Origin of the sequence: Pedobacter sp. PF22-3 (assembly GCF_026239555.1) — a bacterium.
GTDB lineage: Bacteria > Bacteroidota > Bacteroidia > Sphingobacteriales > Sphingobacteriaceae > Pedobacter.
The window spans coordinates 429942-454312 of the sequence record NZ_JAPIVP010000002.1 but is presented as its reverse complement, the minus strand read 5'-3'; the positions used below and the strand labels follow the sequence as shown (position 1 = coordinate 454312).

The 24371-nt window shown below is 37.6% G+C and carries 15 protein-coding genes and 1 tRNA gene; 13 read left to right on the top strand and 3 right to left on the bottom strand.

Translation table 11 applies throughout. The features are described 5' to 3' along the window. Positions 1 to 51 precede the first annotated feature (51 nt). From OQX63_RS23370 to OQX63_RS04910, 7 genes are all read left to right on the top strand, one after another. The gene (locus OQX63_RS23370; protein WP_265849769.1) at positions 52 to 309 is read left to right on the top strand and encodes a DUF1016 N-terminal domain-containing protein; all 258 of its coding nucleotides are present in this window, start codon (positions 52 to 54) and stop codon (positions 307 to 309) included. Positions 310 to 1375: 1066 nt separating this feature from the next. After that, complete coding sequence (locus OQX63_RS04935; RefSeq protein WP_265849768.1) at positions 1376 to 2041, top strand: hypothetical protein; 666 nt, start codon at positions 1376 to 1378, stop codon at positions 2039 to 2041. 335 nt (positions 2042 to 2376) lie between these two features. Then, positions 2377 to 3402: a hypothetical protein gene (locus OQX63_RS04930; RefSeq protein ID WP_265849767.1), complete on the top strand. Its 1026-nt coding sequence runs from the start codon at positions 2377 to 2379 to the stop codon at positions 3400 to 3402. Between the two features lie 202 nt (positions 3403 to 3604). Continuing rightward, positions 3605 to 4552, top strand: a complete 948-nt coding sequence (locus OQX63_RS04925; RefSeq protein ID WP_025141555.1) for a hypothetical protein — start codon at positions 3605 to 3607, stop codon at positions 4550 to 4552. 249 nt (positions 4553 to 4801) lie between these two features. After that, complete coding sequence (locus OQX63_RS04920) at positions 4802 to 8482, top strand: hypothetical protein (RefSeq protein WP_265849766.1); 3681 nt, start codon at positions 4802 to 4804, stop codon at positions 8480 to 8482. A 469-nt stretch (positions 8483 to 8951) separates the two neighbouring features. Beyond that, positions 8952 to 9683 (top strand): Cthe_2314 family HEPN domain-containing protein, encoded by a 732-nt coding sequence (locus tag OQX63_RS04915; RefSeq protein ID WP_265849765.1) that lies wholly within the window; start codon positions 8952 to 8954, stop codon positions 9681 to 9683. A 186-nt stretch (positions 9684 to 9869) separates the two neighbouring features. After that, positions 9870 to 10586, top strand: a complete 717-nt coding sequence (locus tag OQX63_RS04910) for a DUF4145 domain-containing protein (protein WP_265849764.1) — start codon at positions 9870 to 9872, stop codon at positions 10584 to 10586. A gap of 76 nt (positions 10587 to 10662) precedes the next feature. Here the strand turns inward: OQX63_RS04910 and OQX63_RS04905 are convergent, their stop codons facing one another. Then, positions 10663 to 12042 (bottom strand): hypothetical protein, encoded by a 1380-nt coding sequence (locus tag OQX63_RS04905; RefSeq protein ID WP_265849763.1) that lies wholly within the window; start codon positions 12040 to 12042, stop codon positions 10663 to 10665. Between the two features lie 273 nt (positions 12043 to 12315). Between OQX63_RS04905 and OQX63_RS04900 the strand changes: the two genes are divergently transcribed. The 3 genes from OQX63_RS04900 to OQX63_RS04890 all read left to right on the top strand — a co-directional run bounded on the left by OQX63_RS04900 (position 12316) and on the right by OQX63_RS04890 (position 14885). Beyond that, a complete protein-coding gene (locus tag OQX63_RS04900; RefSeq protein ID WP_265849762.1) occupies positions 12316 to 13239 on the top strand; it encodes a hypothetical protein in 924 nt (307 codons plus the stop codon). Between the two features lie 32 nt (positions 13240 to 13271). Next, positions 13272 to 14129 (top strand): hypothetical protein, encoded by an 858-nt coding sequence (locus OQX63_RS04895; RefSeq protein ID WP_265849761.1) that lies wholly within the window; start codon positions 13272 to 13274, stop codon positions 14127 to 14129. 93 nt (positions 14130 to 14222) lie between these two features. After that, positions 14223 to 14885, top strand: a complete 663-nt coding sequence (locus OQX63_RS04890; protein ID WP_265849760.1) for a hypothetical protein — start codon at positions 14223 to 14225, stop codon at positions 14883 to 14885. Positions 14886 to 15186: 301 nt separating this feature from the next. Here OQX63_RS04890 and OQX63_RS04885 read toward each other — a convergent pair. Next, positions 15187 to 15260, bottom strand: a tRNA-Met gene (locus OQX63_RS04885). 1044 nt (positions 15261 to 16304) lie between these two features. Here OQX63_RS04885 and OQX63_RS04880 point away from each other — a divergent pair. The 3 genes from OQX63_RS04880 (at position 16305) to OQX63_RS04870 (ending at position 19491) form a co-directional block, all read left to right on the top strand. Next, positions 16305 to 16685, top strand: coding sequence for an START-like domain-containing protein (locus OQX63_RS04880; RefSeq protein ID WP_029278206.1), 381 nt, complete (start codon positions 16305 to 16307; stop codon positions 16683 to 16685). A gap of 30 nt (positions 16686 to 16715) precedes the next feature. Next, on the top strand, positions 16716 to 18140 hold the full coding sequence (locus OQX63_RS04875; protein ID WP_265849759.1) for an LptF/LptG family permease: 1425 nt from the start codon (positions 16716 to 16718) through the stop codon (positions 18138 to 18140). Positions 18141 to 18279: 139 nt separating this feature from the next. Continuing rightward, positions 18280 to 19491 (top strand): bifunctional 3,4-dihydroxy-2-butanone-4-phosphate synthase/GTP cyclohydrolase II, encoded by a 1212-nt coding sequence (locus OQX63_RS04870; RefSeq protein WP_265849758.1) that lies wholly within the window; start codon positions 18280 to 18282, stop codon positions 19489 to 19491. A gap of 430 nt (positions 19492 to 19921) precedes the next feature. Here the strand turns inward: OQX63_RS04870 and OQX63_RS04865 are convergent, their stop codons facing one another. Further along, entirely contained in the window at positions 19922 to 24352 is a 4431-nt protein-coding gene (locus tag OQX63_RS04865) for a translocation/assembly module TamB domain-containing protein (protein WP_265849757.1), read from the bottom strand. Between the last annotated feature and the right edge of the window lie 19 nt (positions 24353 to 24371).

The window sequence follows — 24371 nt, the reverse complement described above, 5'->3', positions numbered from 1 at the left end:
ACGGATTTTTGAAGAAGAATAGCAGAGTAAAGACCGAGCAGATTATGGGAGGTGATCAAATACCTTTCAGAAAAATTGCAACCTGAATTTGGAAGTGGCTTTTCTGCTCGTCAGATGAATCTCTATCGCCAATTTTATCGTACTTTTCCGATTGTGCATGCACTGCATGCACAATTGAGTTGGACACAGTATAAATTACTCCTTAATGTTGACAATGAGGAAAAAAGAGATTTTATGTTGCTGAAACAAAAAAGAACAACTGGACGTCGCGGCAACTGGAAAGGCAGGTTCATAGTAATCTTTTATTAAGCAATGATAAAGAAAATGTTTTAGCTGTTGCCAAAAACGAAAAACAGCGTGTTGATGCCAAAGAAATAATTATAGATCTGATGCTTCTGGAATTTCTCGGATTAAAAAGGGAGTCCTCTTATTATGAAAAGGATTTAGAAAGTGCCATTATCACACATTTGCAGGACTTCAGGCCTACTTGGAAACGAATCCTCATAATTTTTCAAGAATACATCACGACTATTTGGATAACAATAAAGGGTTTATAATTTGGAAAGGGCTATTGGAAGAGCGGCTGCTGTAATGTTTTAAGCTAAATTTATTTTAGTTTTTTTTGATATAATTTCAAAAAGTTAGTTCTAAACGAAAGATGTAGAACTTAGAATATCTAATGGTGAAATTGCCAATGGTTAAAATCTTCATCCTAATTGGCTTAAAGTGAGATAATAGAAAAGTAAATTGTTTTTTACTGATAAGAAGGTAATTGCGTTATCTGCCAGAAACAGCATTGAAGTTAACGACGAAGAGGCTGCGGTAGTATTGAGTTTTTTATACCGCAATGCCAAGATCCATAACAGAAAAATGATCTTTGAGGATGTTGAGATTTTTTAGGAAAAGTCTAATAAGTCAAATAGTTGCTTAGCATAGGCTTGATAGACTTTTTTAGACCCAAATTTGTTTTGGTGTAGGTTAGCTGGTTGGAAAATGCCGAACCGGTAATTGGAGGGGGTGCAACTAATTGATGTATAGTGATTTATGGGTATAAAAAAAGGAAACAACAAAGATATGCTGTTTCCTTATGGTAGAGTCAATCGGCGGAAAATCGAACTTTTATGAACATTGTGAGGCCATAGTAAATTTTGAAAAAGTGGTGAAAAATAAAATTGAGGGACAGTATCGAAAGAAGAAAGATTATAAAAATGATTCCGGTTCTTAGTTTATAGTCAGTCAAGAAAATTTGCGATCAAAGGTCGAACATTATTGTAGTTTTTTTGCTTATCGAAATCTAATTATTCATATCATTAAAATAGCTTATATTTCGAAATAGAAACCCTAGTATTTTATAATCGTAGACAGAGACCGCTAAATGACTGAATTCTTCATACACAAGCTTGATAAAAATAATTTTTTCTATAATAACATTGTAACTTTAGCATATACGCAGTTTGGTATCAATGAATTATTTGCTAGGGGTTTTTTTGCTGAATCATTAAGGAAATATCCAGATTATGAAGCAAGAAATGGTTATTTTCATAAATTGGGATTTCCGAATGATGTGATCGATCAACTCAATAGGACAAGGACATTTACCCCAAAAATATTTGTACCAGGTTTTACGACTAAAGATAAGGCCAAGGCATTTAAGATGGATGTTGGAGCCTCTGCAGCGCATTTCCTGCATGACACCAGAGGGCTTAGTGATACGAATATTGAGCTTACTCATATGACAATAATAATGGCTTGGGAGAAAATTGTTTACTTGGAGCTTGATGACAGTCCTGTTTTACAGTTTTTCAGACACATTAGAAATGCCGCTGCCCATAATGGCAAGTTTCACTTCGCCCCAAAGGTGCTTGATAAAGGAAGTAAATTACTAAAACCAGCTAAGTGGAAAGACTTTGAAATAAGGGGAGAAATGCAGGGTAGCGTCTTAATTGTAAGAGACAAAGATGACCAGCAAGGATTTTGGGATCAAGGTGACCTGGTTGAATTTTTATTGGACTTTGAACTCGCATATCCAGAAATTAAATAACCCGTATTAAATCCTCAATTAAGGCCAAAATCTCCCGAGAAATCATTCGAATCATTCCAAGATGAATATCTGGAAAAACTTGGTAAACGGATCAAAGCACTGAGAATTTTGAAAGGGTATACCAGTTATGATTACTTCGAAAAGGAATAAAAAAGTGCCAAATAATATTGGTGATACCTTCAAGTTGTAGAAGCACATTAAAAAAATTATTAATATTACTCTAGCGAGTATAGCCTTATTCCCTGTTCATGAAGCTGAGATGATTTCCAATCAATCATAAATTTATCCCAGCACATTAATTTGGGGAAAAATATTAACAATCAACCACAGAAGTAATGGATAATAACTCAAGCAGTTTTAAAAATATTTCTCTTCTAGAAGAAATCGAAACAGCAAATAGGCTCATCAGGCTGGGTTTTGGAGAAATCCAAAATATTGATTTTGTAAATAACTTTTATTTCCTTCCTTTCCAGTTACTTTCGCAAGGTTTTGAGCGGTTGATGAAGTCATATATCTGTTTAGGATACTACAATAAAAATGGAAAATATCCGGATTTTCAATATATCAAAGACCTAGGTCATGATTTAGAAGCTTTACTTCGACACATTTTGTTGGAATTTTTCAATGATCATCAGCGTTACTATTTGATTGAAGATAAACGCTTCCTTGAAAAAAATGAAGATTTAAAAGAACTGATATACATTTTATCAGAGTTCGGGAAATTCGGGAGATACCATAACTTTGATGTCATTACAGGAAAAGTCAAACCAAGTGTAAACCCTAAAGAACTTTGGGAGGTTTTTGAGGACAAGATTATTAATCAATTAGGAATTTCTAAATATGAGAATCGAGATCTTGAGGATGAAATATTCGGTGACATTGCCCGCGTTGTGATCATCATCTTCGAAAAGTTCGTATCCGCGCTTGCTCGACAGTTTAATTTCGGGACGTTGGGAGATCATGCAAGGGGTTTTTCAGCCAATGTCTTTGATTTTGCTATGCTTTATCCAGATAAGGTCGGTACAACCGATTACAGAAAGGATACTACTAGGTTTAAACAACAGCCCAGGCGCGTACATAAACGAACGTTAATGGATTTGCTGAATAGGCGCTTCAATCCAAATATCAAATCAAAAAAAATTAGAAAAGTGGATTTTGAAAGACAATGGCCCTTTTATGCTGAAGAAGTCATTGTAGAAAAGAGAAGGAATTATTGGCTCATTGTCAGTATCAGTGGTTATGACTATGCGTTAAATGGAGCTGCGAAAGGGAAATTCAAATTAGACGATCCATTTGAGGCAGGAGAGGCAATACGGGGAATAACGATTTCAGATTTTATCGACATTGGCTTATCACTTTGATGACGCCAATCTCTTCTCATCATGGTAATCAAGCTAATCGCTGTCTACGAAAAAATGCCATTAGATTACTGCCCAATATATTAAATACGGGTTTTGGGTCAAGTTGAAAAGTTTGTTTGACTTCAATGCCTTGTCTTGGTTTGAGATGAGTAACCATATAGAGGATTATCAATATATTTGTCTTCTAACGCGATCAAAAATAATGACCAGAGACCAATTACGAGAAGAATCCCAGCGTTTGATGTTTGCTGAAAATTTAAGTGATTCCAAAGATGTACTTGATATTTATATCAATTTATTATTTAAAATAATAAACGAACATACAGATCAGCCCGCAAGCCAAGCTAAGAGAGAAGCTAAACTCGTGCTGCAAATGGTATTTACCAAGATGCTTAACCTGCGACAACTCATAGATGGGCTCAATTATGCAGGAGAGCATAACGGCCTCCGGAATTTTATTGATCCTACTATTGTTGCCTCCGCCGGACGCAGTGTTGTTGAGTTAACTGCGACATTTCATCTCATCTACCGCTCGGAATATAGTGAAGCAGAGAAAGACATGCTTTATCAAATGTGGGTTCTTGCAGGCTTAAAATACAGGCAAAGATTTGTCGGAGAGAATTCCTCAGAGGAAAATAAGCAGAAAGCGGCAATCGAAGCATCAGAAATTGCGGATATTACCGAACGAATCAAAACATGTGAACCGTATACCGTATTATCAGAGAAAGATAGGGAGTTAATTGATAAAACAATAGATGCAAAAGAATATCGGGTCAATCTCGATAATGGTAGAGCATCAAAAATGCATTGGCAACAGATGATCCAATTTATGGGCTTTAAAGCTCAGCTTACCGGATCGCTTTATACTTACTTTTCTTTATATGCCCATCCATCAAATGTAAGTGTTTTTCAATACCGTGATCTTTTTAACACCAAGGGAAATGATCACATCAGTATGGCTATGTTTAATACCAAAAACATTACAGCGATGCTTAGTAAGTTTATTTCAGATTACATAAGATTGTTTCCCGAAGTTCAGGCAATCTTTGGTGATACGCCATTACTTCACCAAATCTTAATCAATTGGACCTTAAGATTGACAACAGATAACACCCAGCCTATTAATGAGGCAATGAATGCCTTGAATTAGCAATTATAAAGATGATGATTATTTTTCAATAGCATTCCTCAATTCAATAATGATAAAGACGATGAGACCAAAAAAAAAACCCAAATTAGAAAGCCAAGTTTCCTTGTACTCACCCTGGTAATTATCCTCGCTCAATCGGCTGCGTCGGATAACTTTTGAATTCGTTTTCATGAAAAAGTAACTTGTTTTGACTATGTTTTTATTAGTCAATATGAGCTTTAACTATATTTGCTATTCATCAATTTTGAAATGAAGAAAATTAAATTAGCGCTACTCAAATTTATTTCTGAAAAAGTAAACCGTAACATTATTCAGCTTGAGGCTCCGACCCGGGTAGCCATCATAGCTCCTGACCAGCATGCATACCATTCGTTATCCCCAATAGGAGATGCAGATCCAGATGGAGCCTATGCCACGGCATTGAGATGGGCCTTAGAAAACAGAGGATCTCAAGACATCAAAAATATTGCTATTACAGGGACCTATGGATCAGGCAAGAGTACAGTACTTAAAACATTTCAAAACCATAATCAAAATCCTGATTTATCATTTCTAAATATTTCCCTCGCAACTTTTAAAGAGGAAAGGGAAAAGGCAAAAGAGAAAGGAGAAGACCTGAATGATGGCGAGATGTTAAGGTTGATTGAGCTGAGTATACTTCAGCAAATTTTCTACAGAGAAGCCGACGAGACTATCCCAGATTCCAGATTTAAAAAAATCAAAAGCTTTGATGATACCAATATTTCCTGGTTAACTGCAGGGATATTTCTCCTGATACTAGCAACCATCCAACTCTTCAATAAGACTTTTCTTGAAGATATCATTGGACATCCCTTTTATGAGCTTACCAATACCATCATATTGATTTTATCACTTCTGATTGTGATCTCAGGTTATTTCCTTTTGATCCGGAAATCCCTGCGGTTAATTAGCAGTTTAACGATCAGCAAACTTAATATCAATAACGCAGAGATAGAGATCAGTAAGAACATCAACAAATCAATTCTCAATAATCACTTGGATGAAATCCTCTATTTTTTTGAAGTCACGGACTACACGGTGGTGGTAATCGAGGATCTGGATAGATTTGAGCAAACAGAGATTTTTACAAAACTTAGGGAACTAAATCTGCTAATTAACAATTCTAAGAATATCACGCGAGATATCGTCTTTGTGTATGCGGTGCGGGATAATATGTTCAAGGATAAAGATAGAACGAAGTTTTTCGATTTCATCATTCCGATTATTCCGGTGATCAATTCTTCTAATTCAAATGAAAAACTAAAGGATATTATCGCTAAAAATCATTATCCAATTGGCCCAGATCTGATAGAAGATGTTTCTTTTTTTATCGATGATATGCGTTTGCTATTCAACATTACCAATGAATATCATATCTATCATAACCGCTTAGAGAAATTAGATCCTGGAAAGCTGCTGGCAATGATTGTTTACAAGAACATCTATCCAAATGATTTTATTTCCCTAGGGATGAATGAGGGGGTACTTCATAGCGCCTTTGCTCAGAAAAATAATTTCATAGCCAAAGCTATAGAAACATTAGATCAGAAGATAGCAGAGCTCCAAAAAGAAGTAACGTCATTAGAAGATTTAGGTGTTCCGCGCATTGCTGAACTGAACATGATGTATGTGCTTAAGTTTATTGAAAAGATCTCCAACTTTAATAGCTTTTATATAAACGGAAGCCAGGTTACACCATCTAAAATGGCGGAAGTCGATCAGTTTAAGCATCTGATGGATAAGACCGCGTCGGCTAGTTACTATACACGTGATTATAGTACACAGTTTAGATACAATAGCCCATCAATAATTAATATTGAATTCTCCGAAATTGAGCGTTTGGTTGATCCTGTTTACAGTTATGAAGATCGTGTTGAACTACTGGGTGTCGGAGTGAAACAGAAAATAAAAGAACTAAAAGCAGAAATCGCAGAGTTAGAACGGAACAAGATAGAAGCGAGGCATACGAAGCTCAAACAGGTAATGGCCTTAAGTGAAATGCAGTTGGAAATTAAGGATCCAAAACAGTTGCAGCTTACAAGCATCCTGATGAGAAAGGGATATATAGATGAAGATTATCAGGATTATATATCTATTTTCTACGAGGGAACAATTACAAAGACGGATAAGGAATTTTTACTGAATGTGAAGGCACAGTTATTCTCTGACTTTGATTATCCGCTAGACAAAATTGATAAGCTCGTAGCAAAGATTGATCTGGTTGAATTTTCATATCCTGTTATTCTTAATTTTCAACTATTGGATTTTCTGCTTAGTGATGTGGCCTTTGAGGATCAATACAACAGGGTGCTAAAAAGGATCGCCGATGGAACCCCATATTCACTTGACTTTGTAAATAAATACCTTCAGAATTGTGCAGACGAAGCCACATTTTTTAAGCAATTGGCAAAAGTTTGGCCAAAAATGTGGCAGATACTTAGCCATAAAGCACACATTAAAATAGAAACGGTGGAATTGATGGACAAAGTGGTTAGCTACTGCGATGTCGACGATATCAGGCGCCTTGCTCATAAATCAAAATTATCAGCCGAAATTGCACAACGGGCTGATTTTTTACAAATAGACGTCGAGGAGAGCAAACATATCGAGATTATCGAGGCACTCAATATCAAATTTAGCAATCAAAATTTATACGACTCGCCGCCTAATTTATGTGGCTACATTTATGATCATGCGGCCTACATGCTAAATGAGGCCATGATCCGGGAAATTATGGCAGCTTTCGGCCATTATGATGAGAAAAAATTTAAAGAGTCAAATTACTCCGCCATTTTGCAAAGCGGCTGCAACAAGCTAATAGAATATGTCGATGCCAATATGGATGTATATTTAGAGCAGCTTTATTTTAAGTTAGATGGAAATAACTTGGAAGAGCAGGAGGGCTTTGAAAAATTAATCAACCATGAAAATGTACCTTTAGAGAAGAAAGAGGAAATCATACAACAGGTAAAAACTAAAATAAAAGATTTAGCTAAAATCACAGATCTGGACATGGCAGGATTTTTACTCGCTGAAGAAAAAGTCGAGGCTAATTGGCCGAGCCTGATCAATTATTTCTCTCGCATTGAAAATGTGTTAGATCCCCATCTGGTTAGTTTTATCAATAAACATAGTCAGGAATTATCACGCGTGAGGATTGATAATACAAACCCTATACCAGATCAAAAGACCATTCAAGCCTTTTGTTTTGCCCTTATTCGAAGCAACGAAATTTTAGATGCCGGTTATGATCTGATCATGAAATCAATTCCTTATTACTATAGCGATCTTGACATCCAGGGATTAAATAACGCGAAGGTAAAAACCCTGGTTGCCAGAAAAAAACTAGAGTTAACAGTCAAAAATTTTGAGCGTTTAAGAGAGGATCTTTCAAACCTAAAGGTTTCTTTAGTTGAAAAATCGAATAAGGAATTTATTACTGGAATTGATAAATACAATCTTGATAATCCCCTTGTTACTGGAATTATAAATTCACAGGCATTTACAGTGGAAGAGAAAAATGCCGTATTGGCTAGAGCAGTTACCGTGCAGCTGGATCCAAGTGTAGAGCTGTTAGAAGCGATAGCGCTACAGAAAATAAAACTGGACCAGCTCATCGTGGATAAAGAAAGCCTAATAGCTATATTCGATAGGAAAATAATTTCCCAAGAGAATAGTATCAGGCTTTTAATAAAAGTATTGAATACCTTTTCTTACCAGGAGACGATGAGAATATTATCAATAATGCCAGCGCCCTATCAGGGAATTACAATAAAAGGCCAGACTATTGAATGGACAGCAGATCCCTTGTTCGTGCAACTGATGATGCAAATGAGAGAACTTGAATATATTGCCGATTACAAACCAAAGAAAGATAAAATCAAGGTCATTACGCTTCCAGCAGAATAACAGCAAAATAATCTAAGCCGAATGCTAAAAAGCCTAAATACATTGAGTTGTACAAGCTGAATTTTAATGCTGTGGGAACTTTTAAGTTTTAAGCTAAAATTAATGGAGCATTCCAAGGGATATCCAGCAGGGTCTTTTTAAGAAATATTGTTATTGCTTCGACCAGAAAGAAATATGAAAAACGGAGAGGCTTTTAATTTTTTACGTAGATACAAAATAAGAAAAAAAACTGCATTCGCGTTTAAGCCGCAAATAAGGCAGGGGCAAATTGAGATCAATACCTGGTAATGAATGCCTCAGGAGATTTGCTTAAACTTATCGTCGTGATTTTGGGTCTTTATCCTTGCAAAACAAAACTTAAATATTGCAACCAGCATAACTTTAAAAAACACAAACTAGAAACATAATAAAGCTGATATATATGGCCGAAGATTCCTTTTTGCAATACCTTAGCAGACTCTCATTACCAATGATCGAAGATCAGTCATTGGTTCGAAAAGCAAGGGATGGCTTCGCTCCTAAAAGGCCATTAAAATTAAGCGAAGAGTATCTCCGCAATACCTCGCTCGCATTGTCTGAGATAGAAATGCTAATGAAGCAGCTAAAGCAAGCAACCCTATATCTGTCATCATATAGATCCATTCCGGCATTCAAAAAAAATGAAATCACCCGATATGATCATATCATTTATCACCTGGAGATGCATTTATTTAAAACAACAAGTGTGTTGGACAGGCTAATGATACTGGCTAACATAATATTGGAGCTTGGGGGCACGCAAAGGAATTGTAAAGCCTCAGTTTTTCTGTTTCCAAAAAATGGTAAGAAAGAATATCGGGATAAAATAGATAGTTACACAGGATTATATCGAGCTCTGGTCAAAGTAGCAGTATGTATAGAGCCTTACAGGGAAGATAGGAATATGATTGCCCATCATAAAAATATCGATTACAGAGAGCTCAGGCCTGTAGAAATGTATAGTTTGCTGTTACGCTTAGATAGAGGCGCGGATAAAGATTTTATCTCAAATTTTAAGGTATTGGCTAAAACAGAAACAGACCGGACTGTAGCGCGACTAAAAAAGTCATTGGAAATTTTCAATGACGATCTTAAATTACTGCTTGATGAGGTCTATAGTATCTTAAGACCGATTTTTACGCAAAGATACCATGAGGTCATGGATGATGAAAAGGCTGAGTAAACGTTTGCAAGAGTCTTGACTAAGTTCAAAATTTCGGTATAATGTAAACCTAGGACTTTCATAATGTAGCGCTAGGAAGCATACAGTCTATTAAGATGATTTCGCTCCTCTGAGGCCCAGAGAGTATAAAGCAAAAAACTTTTTACATCAAAAGATAATTGTATATTAACAAATAAAAATTTAAAAATGGTATCTCAAATTAGCCCATCTCAATTTACTTCACCGATATCCAGTAACCGCGTAAGCATACCTTCGCGAGTCGCTATTCATTGTTCTCACTGTGTTATATTTCTGAGTTTAGAGATCAGTTGGCAAAAAGAGCTGAACACCATAGGCAACTTTGGCACGGCGCTTTGCCCACATTGTTCGGGAAGCATGAAATTTTTCTATATAGCTGATGAAAATACACCGTCCGATATGAGCAAAGGATTGCTTTATGTTTATCCCAGTACGCGTGCCCGTCAACCACTTCCAGGATTAGACTCGGTTAAATCACTAACGCCACAGATTAAAAAATCTTACCAGTCTACATTGACATCATTCAATACCAATCAATGGGGAGCTGCCGCAGTAATGAGTCGAAGGCTCCTGGAGGGAGTGATTCAGATGTTACAACCAGATAAGCAAAATGGCTCATTCAATCTGAGTAAAGCACTGAATCGACTAACTGATATTGTGGATGTGAATAAACCTATCGTTACCATTGCAGATGGAATACGTAAGATGGGAAATATGGGAGCCCATTTCAGTGAGGAAATGGAACCTGATGAAGAGACCTCGATCCTGTTGATGGATCTGTTGGATTACTTAATTGAGTTTTTATTCATTCTGCCAGATCGTATAGAGGTGCTACACGACAAAATTGAAAATCTGCGAAACGGAAGAACTGCTAAAACTGAATAATTACTGATTTTATAAAGACTAGGAGTAAAATCAAGCGCAGAGCATACATGATCTGCGCTTGATTTATCCTGCCTTATTAGTGAATGCCAATTTGCTCTTTAACAATAGCTGAAAGAACAGGGACACCAATTTTAACAGCGGTATCGAAAACCCACTTTCCACCTTCTTTTACATAGTGAAGAAGAGAGTTTCCATCTTTTTGTTCAGCGGCAAGCTGAGCTTGGGTGATGCTGTTAACCGCGGCCTGTTGTTCTTCGGTTTTTGCCTCAGCAGTCAAAAAATCTGTTAACTTCCTTAGTTCATTGGCTAATGTCACATAATCAGTGTTTGCAGGCAAAGAGTTGGTTTGCTGATTAAAAATAGCATCATTGGAGCTGGCTTGATCACCAGCAGCCCCAATCTGAGAATTGTTAAATGTGTAGTTAGACATAATTATTTTTGTTTTATCGAGAATGGCTGGCCTAAAATCAGAGGCTAATATTTTTTGCCTCAATAATTCCAGTTCCCCCGGTTGAAAATTATCGAAAATTTTTGAAAATTCATCAGACAATCCGGTTAGATCGTTGGATGGCTGAAGTTTTTTTTCCTCCTTCAGAAAAGTAGAAATAGCAGTATTAAAGTAACTTTGCAGCCTGTCTGACTCCTTTGTTCCGCGTATGGTTGCGATTTTGCCGCTGTTCATGGATGCAAAAACATGTTTTAAGCAACAATGCTCAGAAAAGATTCGCTGGACACTTATCCTTAACTGCCGATGTACTTCCGGGGCAGATCCCCCTGCACGCTCATGGAGCCATAACCTAAAGTCCTGCCCCGCATGTTCATGCCAGGAAGTGAAAAGGCGATAATTTTTATCAGGACCAGAGATATTTTCTAGTGAAATCGCCTGTTCATCCAACTCTTCGCCTTCATCTAACAGGAGATAAATCTGAGGCACACAAAATTTGATATCGCCTAAGCTTTGAACTGCGGATTGTTTGGCTTTAAAGGTGCTGCTCGCCCGGTAAAATTTCCTGAGGTTACTTGAGATAGCAAATAAGGATTGGGAATGTTGAAGGCCAGCTAAGCGAATGTTCAGAGTAGTTTTGGCTAAAATGCCAAGAATTTGATTAATGTGATGATCAGAAACTTTCGCTTCGATTTTGCTTGTACGAAAAACAAATTCGTAACGGTTTAGTACCTGTTCATCGCCGGAATAGAAATTCCGGTAAACATTTCTCAGTTGAATCTCAGCACCGGAATAGATGGTTGGGGCTGATAAGCCTTTTTTAACATCACAGAGATAACCTTCATGTACCCAGCTTCTCAATCCCTTTTTTCTACGTGGCCTTATTTTTCCAGTGCCTCTAACAAATTGCGTAGGATCTGGGAGTGGCCAGGCTGGTTTATGAAGCAGTTCATCAACGTTTTGATTGAGACCTCGAATATCGGTGAGCGTAAATTGTAGAAAGATGAGCATATTGTAATTTAAAAAAATCCCAGAGTGGCAAACACAATGGGATTCGAAATAAAGACTTATACCCTGTATCGATTAATAAGCATTCTTATAGTTATCAATAAGGTCGTAACACAAAATCAGAGTGTAACCAAATTACCTTGCTGTTTCGTGAGAGGTCATTTTTTCTCCTAAAATCTTAAGGTCCGTTGCCTTAAAGAGCAAATATAACGAATTGTTAAATTAAAGCTGATTTCGAATAGCTTATATTTGACTTTTATCTAATTTGATTAGCAAATGCTCTTTCAAGATCTCATACTTCAGACTGAATCAGAGCTCGAAGAGGCCTTCAATCGCCTATTTGAGTTAGCAAACAAAAATAAAATTCACCCCGGAGACCTACTCCTGGCTATGGAAGGGGCATTTTTATCAGAAGAGGAAGACTTCGAAAATCCCGGGACCAAAGAACTTATGCAGTACTATAATATAGGTGATGACATGGCAGGGTATTGCGAGACGACTAACTACAAATTTATTGCCCATTATGGGAATTCTGCAGATGTGGCGAGTTTTGAGGATTATAAAAAAGCAGTTAATTTGGGAATAGAGGCAGACACAGAGCTAAAGGATGTGATAGCGGCTGAGGAGCTTACCATTCAGATTGAAATGCTCATTTACATTAAAATTTGGGAAGGTGAAACTTTTTTGAAAAAGTTTTATCAGTTGTTAAGATTAGTAGAGGGAAAAGGTTATGATTGGCATTGCAGCATAAATGGATTTGGAAAGGCGAAGCCTGGAAGTTTTTCACGTCGCGAGCTCTTAGAGCAGATTAAAACCGGGCTGAAGGAATATCTGCCAGCGCTCAGTAAGGGGTTTGAAGAATGCCATTTTCCTCAAATCAGAAACGCCATATCACATTCTCAATATGCCATTCTAGGAAGATCTATCAGCTTTAATAATTTTGAGCCGGATAAAGATGAATCAAGGCATGGAGTTTCCTTTGAAGAATGGACATTGATATTTCACAAGACGATGGCTATATTTCATTTGTACACAAAATTACTTAAAAGGATCAGGCAATACTGCTATGATTCTTCTGCTGAGTTCCGCTATAAAAAAGAAATTCAAGTTGTGCGCCATTTTCCCAAGGCAAGAACATTTTATGTTGTGCTTTATACAAGGCCTCATTATATGGATTGGAGCCCTTATCAGGGCGGCTAATCAAACTAACAAAAAATAAAAGCTATTTTTCTATGAATTGGAAAGAGACTGTAAAAGAAATTCCCGAGGAAATGAAACCTGTATTCTTGAGCCAATCAGACCAGGGTGATGAGGTTGAATGCGATTTAGGCTGCTTAGTTCTGAATAAGAAAGGAGAGAAGTTTTGGCATATAGGGAATGAAAAGTTTATTAAATTAAATGCCAGAAAATTCTGGCAAAGCTTAGCGTTAAAAGACAATGTCATCCCGGCTGACACTAGAGATGATGAGCTAAGAGGATGGCTTGCTTTCTATCTGCAGCGCCTGGAAACTTTCGATAAAAGATTCCTGACTCTGGGTAAAGAGGTGATGTATTCAGGAAATGGTCTTTACGATCTTGATTTTTATGTGGCAGGTATCCTTAATCGCGCCATGTCACTCAGTTTTGGATTTATTACGCTAATGGGAAGTTCAAATTACATTTCTGCGGCCCACTTGGTAAGACCTTTTTTGGATACATACCTGCGCCTTACAGCAAGCTGGTTAGTAAGTAATCCGCATGAGTTTGCCAGAAAAGTTCTTTTAGGAGAACGGATTGATTTGATGAGGGATAAGGATAATAAGCAGATGACAGATTGTTATTTGGTTCAAAAAGAAACATCACGATATCCCTGGATGAAAAAAGTATATGAGGAAACCTCGGGTTTTGTACATTTCAGTAGTAAGCACATCCATGGCGCAACGGCTTTCAATAAAATGGAAGATGGAAAAGTGAAGACTTTTATTGGGCGGACAGATAACGAGGTTTCTGAGGAAAACAAGCTTGAGGCAGTTATCGGAATGATCGAAATAGCCAATTGCATAGTTGAACAGGTTTTTGGATGGGTATTGACTAAGCGCCTGATGGGGTAATTGTAATCAAATATTAATTTAATAACTATTTCAACACGCTCATGTGTCAAAATTTTTAATAAAATGCACAATTAAATAGTCAATTTTAAAGTCATGGAACAATTGTTTACAAAGGATTTAGCTGAGAAAACTAAGTTAAATTACAAAGTGATAGAAAAATATTTGGAGCCAAAGGCAGATCATTTTCTTTCGCTTTCATCGCTCCGATTAGAAATTCTCAAAACCCTTATGCTAGAGCTGTTTCAGGCGAGCATCTTTGCTACTAATCATTTTCTGGAGCGGCTAATCAAACTGGCTCTAATTCAAAAATACACACTTGGAGTAACTTATGCTCAGCCTGAGCTATACAACAAGCTCACCGATGAGGCTATCACAAAATACGACCGCCTGATTCTGCTTGATTCCTTGAAGTTAGCATTGAAAGAAGGGCTGTTGAGTCAGCAAGAATTCGATCAGCTGGAGGATGTTAAGAATAAAATCCGAAATCCTTATTCCCATGCTGAGACCAAAAAGATTATCAAGGATGCCCCAGCGAAATTTTCGGGTTTTATGTTCAGTTTTGAGGAGGTAAAAAATTCCCTCAAATCTGGGGAAGACGTCAAACTAGGTCAGAAAACACAAATTACGACCTTATCATCCACATTTTCTCAGCTATATCAACAAGAATTCTCAAGAGAAATTGCGCTTTCTTATTTCGATTTGATCTTTAAAACGATGTTATCTATCAATCGCAAACTCGATTTGTTTTCAGCATAAGAAGTAGGCGAAACCGGTAACTCCAATTGTGTCAAATTTTGGAACGAGTAATATTTGTAAGGAGATTTAACTGTTTATCCCTTAAGCTTGGTTGCATAAACCAGAGTGTATTAACGCCGTTTCGCCAATTTTATTGGTGTATAAATTTGCTGTAAACCAGTAGATTATCGGACTGTCGTCTTTTGGTGAGATGGGGTCAATGCACCTGGTCTTTCCACTATTGCGCCAACGTAAAGTTTTGACTAATAAATTCTTATGGTCATAAAAAAAGGAAACAACTCGTGTGTGTTGTTTCCTTAAGTAGCGGGGAGCAGGATCGAACTGCCGACCTCAGGGTTATGAATCCTGCGCTCTAACCATCTGAGCTACCCCGCCGGGCTTTCATATTTACGGATAAATGTAAATATCGAAGTGGTTATTTTTAAGAGTTGCAAATATAGAATAAATATACATTCTATTAAAAAGAAATGTGAAAAATAGTTTAAGACGTTGGTAGTCAATAAAATTGATTGCTTTTTGGAAGTTTTTATCTTTATATTAATCCTTTTAAGAACGCTATTTTATACAAAATAAGGCTGCGGTGCGTACAGGTTTTGCGGAGCGGTCAATTAAAGCTATTTTCTGCGCTTGCAATTGTAGGAATAATGGTATCATCAGACAATAGGATGGTTTTGGGTATGAACTACCCTTTGGAGGGGCCAGGTTAACACCTGCTTCGCTCCAGCTGTACCACTTATTCGCTAATCCTTTACCTTTTAGGTAATAAATGAGGTAACGCCATGGTAAAGAATAGGTAAGCAAAAGGTAAACATGGGGTTAACTTGGTGTATAGAACAGGTAAACAAATGGTAAAGAATAGGTAAAGGAATTTGGTGTTTTTTGTGCTGAAGACAATTGACCAATTAATCAGTCTTTGCTTAAGCATTTGAGGCAGATCAGGCCCTGCATTTCAACCGAAAAAGTAAAGCCTTATAAGATAAAAAGTCTTCAAGACGGCTATTAGTGCAGATTTAACGACATTATTTATCCCTCAAATTGCTCAGCTTTGTACCATCTTTTTTCTTAACGCTATGCGGTTTATACAAGCTTCCGGTTTTTTATGAATTTGTGTGGCATATTTGGAATAGGAATTTGGGTCTACTAATCAATCCGCGCCTCAGGATCGTTATCAATATAGCCTGCTGGCATGAATAACGAGGTAATGGCCACTGAGTAATAAACTAATGCCCAGTGACTAATGACCAATGACCACTCAACAATGACCAATGAACTAATGACCACTGAACCAATGGCAAATGAACCAATGCACAACCTGGAACCAATAAAAATTATATTGTTGCAGATATAGAATAAATTACCTTTCTTTAGCAAAATAATATTAAAAAATTGTCCGGAAATTATCCTGGTAGTGTACTAAAAATGGCAGAAAAGAAAAAATTTACACTAGAGTACGAAGTTAGATCGTCACCAAGAATATTGTATAGCTTTATAAGTGAGCCAAACGGCTTATCACAATGGTTTGCGGACGATGTGAATTTTCGCGATCAGGTATATACTTTTACATGGGACGATGAGCAACAAAAAGCAAAACTGGTTTCCATTAAAGAAAATAAACTGGTTAAATTTAAGTGGCTGGATGATGAACCTCAATGTTATTTTGAGATGGAAATTGTACAGGACGAATTAACCAATGATGTTGCCCTCTCGATCACCGATTTTACGACCGATGAACTTTTAGCAGAGAAAAAATTAATCTGGGACAACCAGATCGATTATCTGATTAGCGTTTTGGGTGCGTAATATTATCTTCGTATTGTTTACCTTTGTAAGGTGAAAAAAATACATCTTCTGTTAATAAAAGCATTTGTGAAGCCATTCATAGCAACATTTTTTGTTATGATGTTTATTCTATTAATGTTTTTTCTGTTTAAATGGATTGATGATTTAATTGGAAAAGGTTTCGAATGGTATACCATTCTGGAACTGATGTATTATGCCTCGGCTGCCAATGTTTCCATGGCGCTTCCACTTTCGGTATTACTTTCTTCCATCATGACTTTTGGTACATTGGGCGAAAATTACGAGCTGGTGGCCATCAAATCAGCAGGTATTTCTTTGCAGAAAGCCATGCGTCCTTTGTTTGTGGTTATTTTGATGCTCACGGTAGCCTCTTTCTTTTTTGCCAACTATATGTTGCCCAAAGCCAACCTCAAATTTGGATCGCTATTGTACGATATCAGAAATAAAAAACTTTCATTTTTGATTAAACCAGGGGTTTTTAACAATGACATTCCAGGCTATGCCATCCGTGTAGATTCAAAAGAAGAAGATGGTACGCTGCACAATATCATGATTTACGATCACCGCGAAAATAATGGTATTCCGAAAGTAATTCTGGCCAGGGAAGGTAAAATGAATAAAACTGCCGATGGTAAGTTTTTGGTGCTTAACCTTAAAAATGGAGTGCAGTACGAAGAACAAGCTGCAAAAAACGGCATGTACAACCCCAGGCAGATTTTTACACGAAACCGTTTTAAAGAAACCTCACCCCGTTTCGATATGTCGTCTTTTGATGGCAGTACAACCGATCCCAATGCTTTCGGAAACAGTACCCCCATGTTAAACCTGAAAGGGATTGTAAAAAAGCGCGACTCGCTGACGAAGCAATTGGATACGATGAAAATGCGTACGGTGGCCAATCTCAACAGTAACTTTAAGCAATTTAATGTAACCAGGGGTTATACCAGTGTAAAAGCCGTACCGAAAGAGATTGACGACGTCATATTAAAAGATATTCCAAACGGATCGCGTAAAATGGCTTTGGAGAATGCCAATAGCACGGTGGCTAACATTATGCAGCATGTACCCAATTGGGGACCTCGCCAAACCGATTTAACCGGCGAAATCATTTTTGCCACCGTAGAGTATCAGCGTAAATTCACGCTGGCAGCATCCTGCATCCTGTTGTTTTTTATTGGTGCGCCATTGGGAGCCATTATCAGAAAAGGTGGGATGGGCTTGCCCGTAGTAGTGGCGATTTGTTTCTTCCTGGTGTACCATATTATCACTACAGTGGCCGAAAAATCGGCTCGTGAAGGTAATTTGAACCCGATATTCGGGATGTGGATTGCTGTAATTGTGCTGTCGCCCCTGGCTGCCTTTTTAACCTATAAAGCCACAGCAGATTCGGCTTTGTTTGATGTAGATTATTACAAACAACTCATTCTTAAGTTGTTTAAAAAGAAAGAAAAATAGGCCCTTTTTCCTTTACTTACAGATGATATTTTAATCCAAATATTGCTCAAATAAGGTTGTACATTTGTACGGGTTATTGTTTGTAGTATAAAACCATTTTAATGTGCCTTATACACCATTGCCCCATAATGCTTATAAAATGCAAACAAAGTTAAACACAATAGAAGAGGCCATCGCAGATATAAAAGCTGGTAAAGTAATTATTGTTGTAGATGATGAGAATAGAGAGAACGAAGGTGATTTTTTAACGGCAGCCGAGAATGCAACGCCAGAGATCATCAATTTTATGGCCACTTACGGCCGTGGTTTAATCTGTGCGCCCTTAACAGAAGAACGTTGTAAAGAGTTAAACCTTAACCTGATGGTGGGTAAAAACACAGCTGCTTACGAAACTAATTTTACAGTTTCGGTAGATTTGGTTGGTCATGGTTGTACTACCGGAATTTCGGCAAGCGATCGCTCAAAAACGATGTTGGCTTTGGTTAATCCCAAAACCGACCCTGAAGAGTTAGGCAGACCAGGACATATTTTTCCTTTAATAGCCAAAGATGGTGGGGTAATCCGTCGTGCAGGTCATACTGAAGCTGCTGTAGATTTAGCACGTTTGGCCGGTATGAAACCTGCAGGTTTATTGGTAGAGATTTTAAAAGAAGACGGCGAAATGGCCAGACTTCCGGATTTATTTAAAATTGCCGAGCAGCACCAGTTAAAAATTATATCAATTGAAGATTTAATTGCCTACCGTTTAAAGATAGACAGTTTAATTAAGCAAGAGGTAAGTATTGATTTGCCTACCAGTTGGGGCGATTTTAGAATGACGGCCTATACCCAGTTGGATAATAACGCTACACATTTAGCCATTTCTAAGGGCGAATGGGATCCCAACGAACCTATTTTGGCACGCGTGCACAGCTCTTGTGTAACGGGCGATATTTTTGGATCTTGCCGTTGCGATTGCGGTCCGCAGTTGCATAAGGCATTAGAAATGATCGAAAAAGAAGGTAAAGGTATTGTGGTATACATGAACCAGGAAGGTAGAGGTATTGGACTGATTAATAAATTACGTTCTTACAACTTACAGGATGCTGGTTTTGATACCGTTGAAGCCAATATTAAGCTGGGTTTTAAAGGTGATGAACGCGATTACGGTGTAGGCGCGCAGATCCTGAGATCAGAAGGGGTAACTAAAATGCGTTTAATGACCAACAACCCAACCAAAAGGGCAGGTTTAATTGGTTACGGATTAGAGGTGGTAGAAAACATTCCGATCGAAATTGCAAGTAACGTACACAACGAACGTTATCTAACAACTAAAAGAGACAAAATGGGCCATTCGATTATGAAAGGATAGCTCAGTTAGCAGTTTGCAGTTCACAATTTGAATTGCGCGAACTGTGAACTACGAATTGAAAACTTATACAAGACCAACAGTTGAGCAGGACTCGATTGTTGGTCTTTTTGTTTTAGCGCAACCTTGCTCATCGTTCCCAACAGTTCGTTGTCCTGAACTTGTTTTAGGATCTATGTTATTTGTGATTCTATTGATTATAAATAGAATTAAGATCCCCGCATGCGCGAGGATGACGATGTTGGAGTGGGACTGACAAATAAGAATTGTGTTTCAAGATTTGACTTCAAGCGACTTTAACGAGTTAATAGGTTTTTGGTCTCTAATCTAATAGTTTTAACTTAGACAATTAGCCATGACATTGACTAATTAACCAATGACCAATTAACCAATAACTAACAAACCAATGACCAATGAACTAACGCAACCAACCCTACCTCCGCTGATTTCCTTTACTTTGATTGATAATCGCTTCCTTACTAATTGATTTATTCGTTTTAACAGGAGTTTGATTTTGTTTTCTTTTCAAGTTTCGGCGGTAAGCACCAGAAATTTTCTGAACAAATTCCTTAAACGTATCAAACTGCTGGGTATACACCAAACCGAAAGAGGTTACGTTTGCGGTTGGACTGATTCCGCTGTTTAAGAATATACTCTGTTGGGTAGGCGGTTTATTTGCTGCTTTCATTGTCAAACTTCCATCTTTTTTAATCAGAAAAAGTGCCTCCACCTCTCTGCCCACATTATCTTTAGAGAAATCGATCACCGTAAAGTCGTTCACACTATTGCGGTCTACAATACCCGCATTAATAATTAAACGATCATTAAAGAATTTGAACGATGCATTGGCCTCGCTTAACGAACGTACGTTCAGATCGACAAAGTTTAAGTTTAACGAAGAAAGTACGTTGTTAAACTGATTAAACACCAATTCGGTAGCCGTACTGGTAGCCGTTGAACTCAACTGGTTCCCGATCGACTGCCCGCCATTGCCTGGTGCAAAACTTCTTCTGATAATTAAACTGAAAGCCTGCAGGTTCAGGTTATTCTGATCGCTTAAATAGGTTTGCAGCTCTTCTTTAATAGAAGGTTGTGCAGGGAAATTGATATCAAGCTTAATATCAGGTTTTAACAGTAAACCCGTTAAACCCATTTCTACCTCGGTATTTACCCTTTGGTTGGCATTGCTACTCGCATCGCGGTTAGCCGCTTTGTAAAGGTCGTTTAAACTCGCCCTCAATGCATATACCGCCTTTAAGTTAATTTGTGCAGCCGTAGGATTACCTGTCCAGCGGATGGTTCCACCTTGCCTGATTTCGAATTTTTTGTTGATTACTTCCTGAGCCGTAAAATCGAAACTTCCGGTCTCGATGATATAATCACCAGACATTTCAAAATCGCCAAAACTATTGATGTTTAAGCTCAGCTCGGCATTACCCTTGCCACTTAAATTGCCCAGGGTGGTATAAATGTTCGCCGTGGTATTTGGATCAATGGTTAATTTGAAACTTAGGGTTAAACCATCAAAGTTGGTTTTTTTCTTCACCAGAACTGTAGAATCGCGGCTTACAAAATTAATGAAATCTTTATCCGATACGGTTTCAGAACTGTTTAATGGCAGGTTAAATACAGTTCCCTTTTCCGTTTTCGCCTTAATATCAATCTTCATTTTATTGGTAGGCCCTGTAAACGTGAATACACCTGTGCCATATGCACGACCATAATAAATAGAATTATCTTTCGCGGTGGTATTTAAGGCCATTAAACTGTTGGCATTCACCTTAACATTCAATGTTGGGTAGTTGATGTCGTTTAAATCTACGCTACCATTTGCGGTGGCTTCATGACCTTCCAGGTCTCTAAGTACGAAATCTTCAAGCTTAATTACACTGTTGTTTACTTCTACCTTATCGGTAATTACATAAGTGGTTTTAAGGTAGTTTACCATCAGTTCCCCCTTGTTTAAAGATAGGGTTCCATTAATTTCCGGCTTGTCTAACTTGCCTTTTACCGTTAAATCAGCTGAGATGTTTCCTTTTAGTTTGGATACCAGTTGTTTAACAAATGGCTCAAGTACAGTAAGTTTGCTGTCGTCCATTTTTACGGCAAGGTCAATTTCTTTTTCCTTGAGATCAAGATTTCCGGTCAGTTTAAAGTTCTCCGAATTGTCTGCCACAATGCGGGTAAATACATTAAGTTTTTGGCTCTCATTGCTGTATGATGAGGTATCTGTTAAGGTCCCGATATAGATATCGTTAAAGTTTAACGAATCAACTTTTAAATCGTCGGTTACACGAAGTGTTTTTAACACGCCAAATAAATCAGTCTTGCCGTTAACGTTTCCGCCCAGTTTAACACCAAAACCTTTGGTAAAGGGGTTAAGGGTTTTTAAGCTAAAATCTTTAAATCCAACACTAATCAAATCTTTAGGATCTTCAGAAATTAATCCATCAATGGTCACCTGCTGATTTCCATTCGTTAAATCGAAATTGCTGATCTCGGTTTTACCATTGTTCAGCACAATGCGTACTTTCTCCTGGATACGCCATTCTTCATTATTGATTTTTAAGATAGAAGGCAATACGCTTAACCTTGCCGTAGTATCCTGGTTTTTGGTGAATTCTACCAATCCGTTTAAATCGAGCTGATTATCTTCATCGTTGTTAGACATTTTTACGTTGAAGGCCAAACTATCGTTCCGCAGGATGTTGGAAATGTTTACATCTTTAATGAACAGACTGTCGTTAAGCTGCACCCGGTCAGAAGTTACAATCAGTTGAAGCTGTTGTGTAGTGGTATTTTCGTCGAGGATGATATTATTTACGACAATGCCGTTGTATTTTAATTTCTTGACAAAACCATTTAGTGTGGCAGTATTATTACGCGAATCGAAATCGCCAGTTAGCGTAGCGCCTTCTTCCAGTTCTAAGCCGGGTGCCAGGATCTGTGCAAGCGGCTCAAATTTTTTAACCTGAAGGTTGAACTGAAAAATCTGCTTATTGTATTTGATGATGTCGGCTTTTAAGGATGGGATATACGTTTTGGCGATAGCCTTGTAGTAAGATGCGATAGAATTTAAGTCATATTCACCTTTAATGCTGGCGTCTAAAATATCTGAACGGATATCGAGCACGCGGTTAGCGCCTGTGCCATTGGCCATTAATTGTACAGAATCTACGCTATAAGTGCCTTTTCGGTTTTGCAGCCTGATCTCTTGAATTAATAATTTGCCCGATATGTTGTTCAGGTTGGTGCCCGAAAAATTGGTGGTAAATTTGGCATCTACCATTAACGAATCTTTTAACAATTTTAAGGCTTTTAAACGTGCCTTGGAAATGGTTGCGTTAAAATTAAATACCGGTAATTTAGGGTTCAGGTTAACACCCCCATCAAATAACAGTTTAACGTTTCGGTCATTAATGCTAAGCTTACCGTCAAAATATTTTTTATCAAAGGTGCCATCAATCTTCACGTTACGGTACCTGTATTGGTTAAAGTCGATGTACGCTATATCACCATTTATTTTTTCGGTTAACTCTTTCAGTTCCGTTCCCCGCCCTTTCACATATAACGAAGAACTGATCCGGCCCAGGCTCTTCTCATCCAGTAAGTCGCCGATATTAAAATCGTATGTTTTTACATTTCCGGTGTATGATGGAACATCTTTTTTATCGATTTTCATATTTACGTCCGAAACGACGCGGCCCAGTTTCGTTTTAAACTCGCCATAGGCAATGAAGTCGTTCTGAAAACCCGTAAAACTTCCGTTAAAATTAATGTTGCCAAATTTCTTTACAATTACCGGAACAATTTGCTTTTTGCTGTTCGTAATACCAGCAAGCACTTGCTCAAGATCGGTTTTGTTTGTGCCCGCCATCTCAATGTTCAGGTCCATAAAGGTTTCTTTCCATTTTGGCAGCCCCTTTAAAATAAAATCGCCTTTAATGTGTGTAGCCTTTCCAGTTCTTAAGGAGAGTTTTTTGGCTTTAAGGTTATTCACTAAACCTGTAATCTGACCATCAACATCCAGGTCGAGTTTCATGGTATTCAATTCAGGAGCAAAAAACGCAACATCTCTTGAGGTGATATGGCTATCTTTAAAGATGGCCTTCATCCGTACATTATCTATGTATTGGTTAAAATCTTTAAAGCTTTTAAACCGCATTTGATAGTAATTGGTTAAACGGCTCTGATTGGTTTCGAGCAATAGGTTTTTTAACTCAATGGCGTTACTGTCAACCGTGGTTTGCGCCGTTAAATTTTTGAGGTAAAATCCGCTGCGCTCTTTAAAAGTTAAGTTTTTGATGTTCGTTTTTAACAAGTGGTTCTTGGTATCCAATCCTTCAAAAATTCCACTTAGCTGTTTAACGTTTACATTATCGAAGTTTACGCTTTTGCCTTGAGTGGTATCTTTTGCATTGTAGTTGATATACCTGAACGCAAACTTATTTAAAATAAGGCGGCCCAGATTGACGTCAAAAGGCTTGCTTTTCTTTTTCTTTACCTTAGGTTTACCAGAATCGAAGTAGTTGATGATAAAATCGAGATTAGAAGACTTATCTTTGAAATCCTTTAGGAAAAACTGACCATCATTAATTTGAACGGTATTGATATCGATAATCTTTTTATCAATGGATAATCGATTAATATCGACCATAAATTGTGGCGTGCTCAATAAAGTGTCTTTTTGCAGATCCAAAACCAATAAATCTTCGAGTACAATAGACTTAAATGGTTTGATATAAAGACTCTTAATTGATATAGTGGTATTGAGCTCTTTAGACAGGTATGCGGCAGCCCGCTGCGCAAAATAGGTTTGTACGGGCTTAAATTGTAGTGAGAAAATAAGAAGCGCAAGCAGCAAAATTATTGATGCAATTACC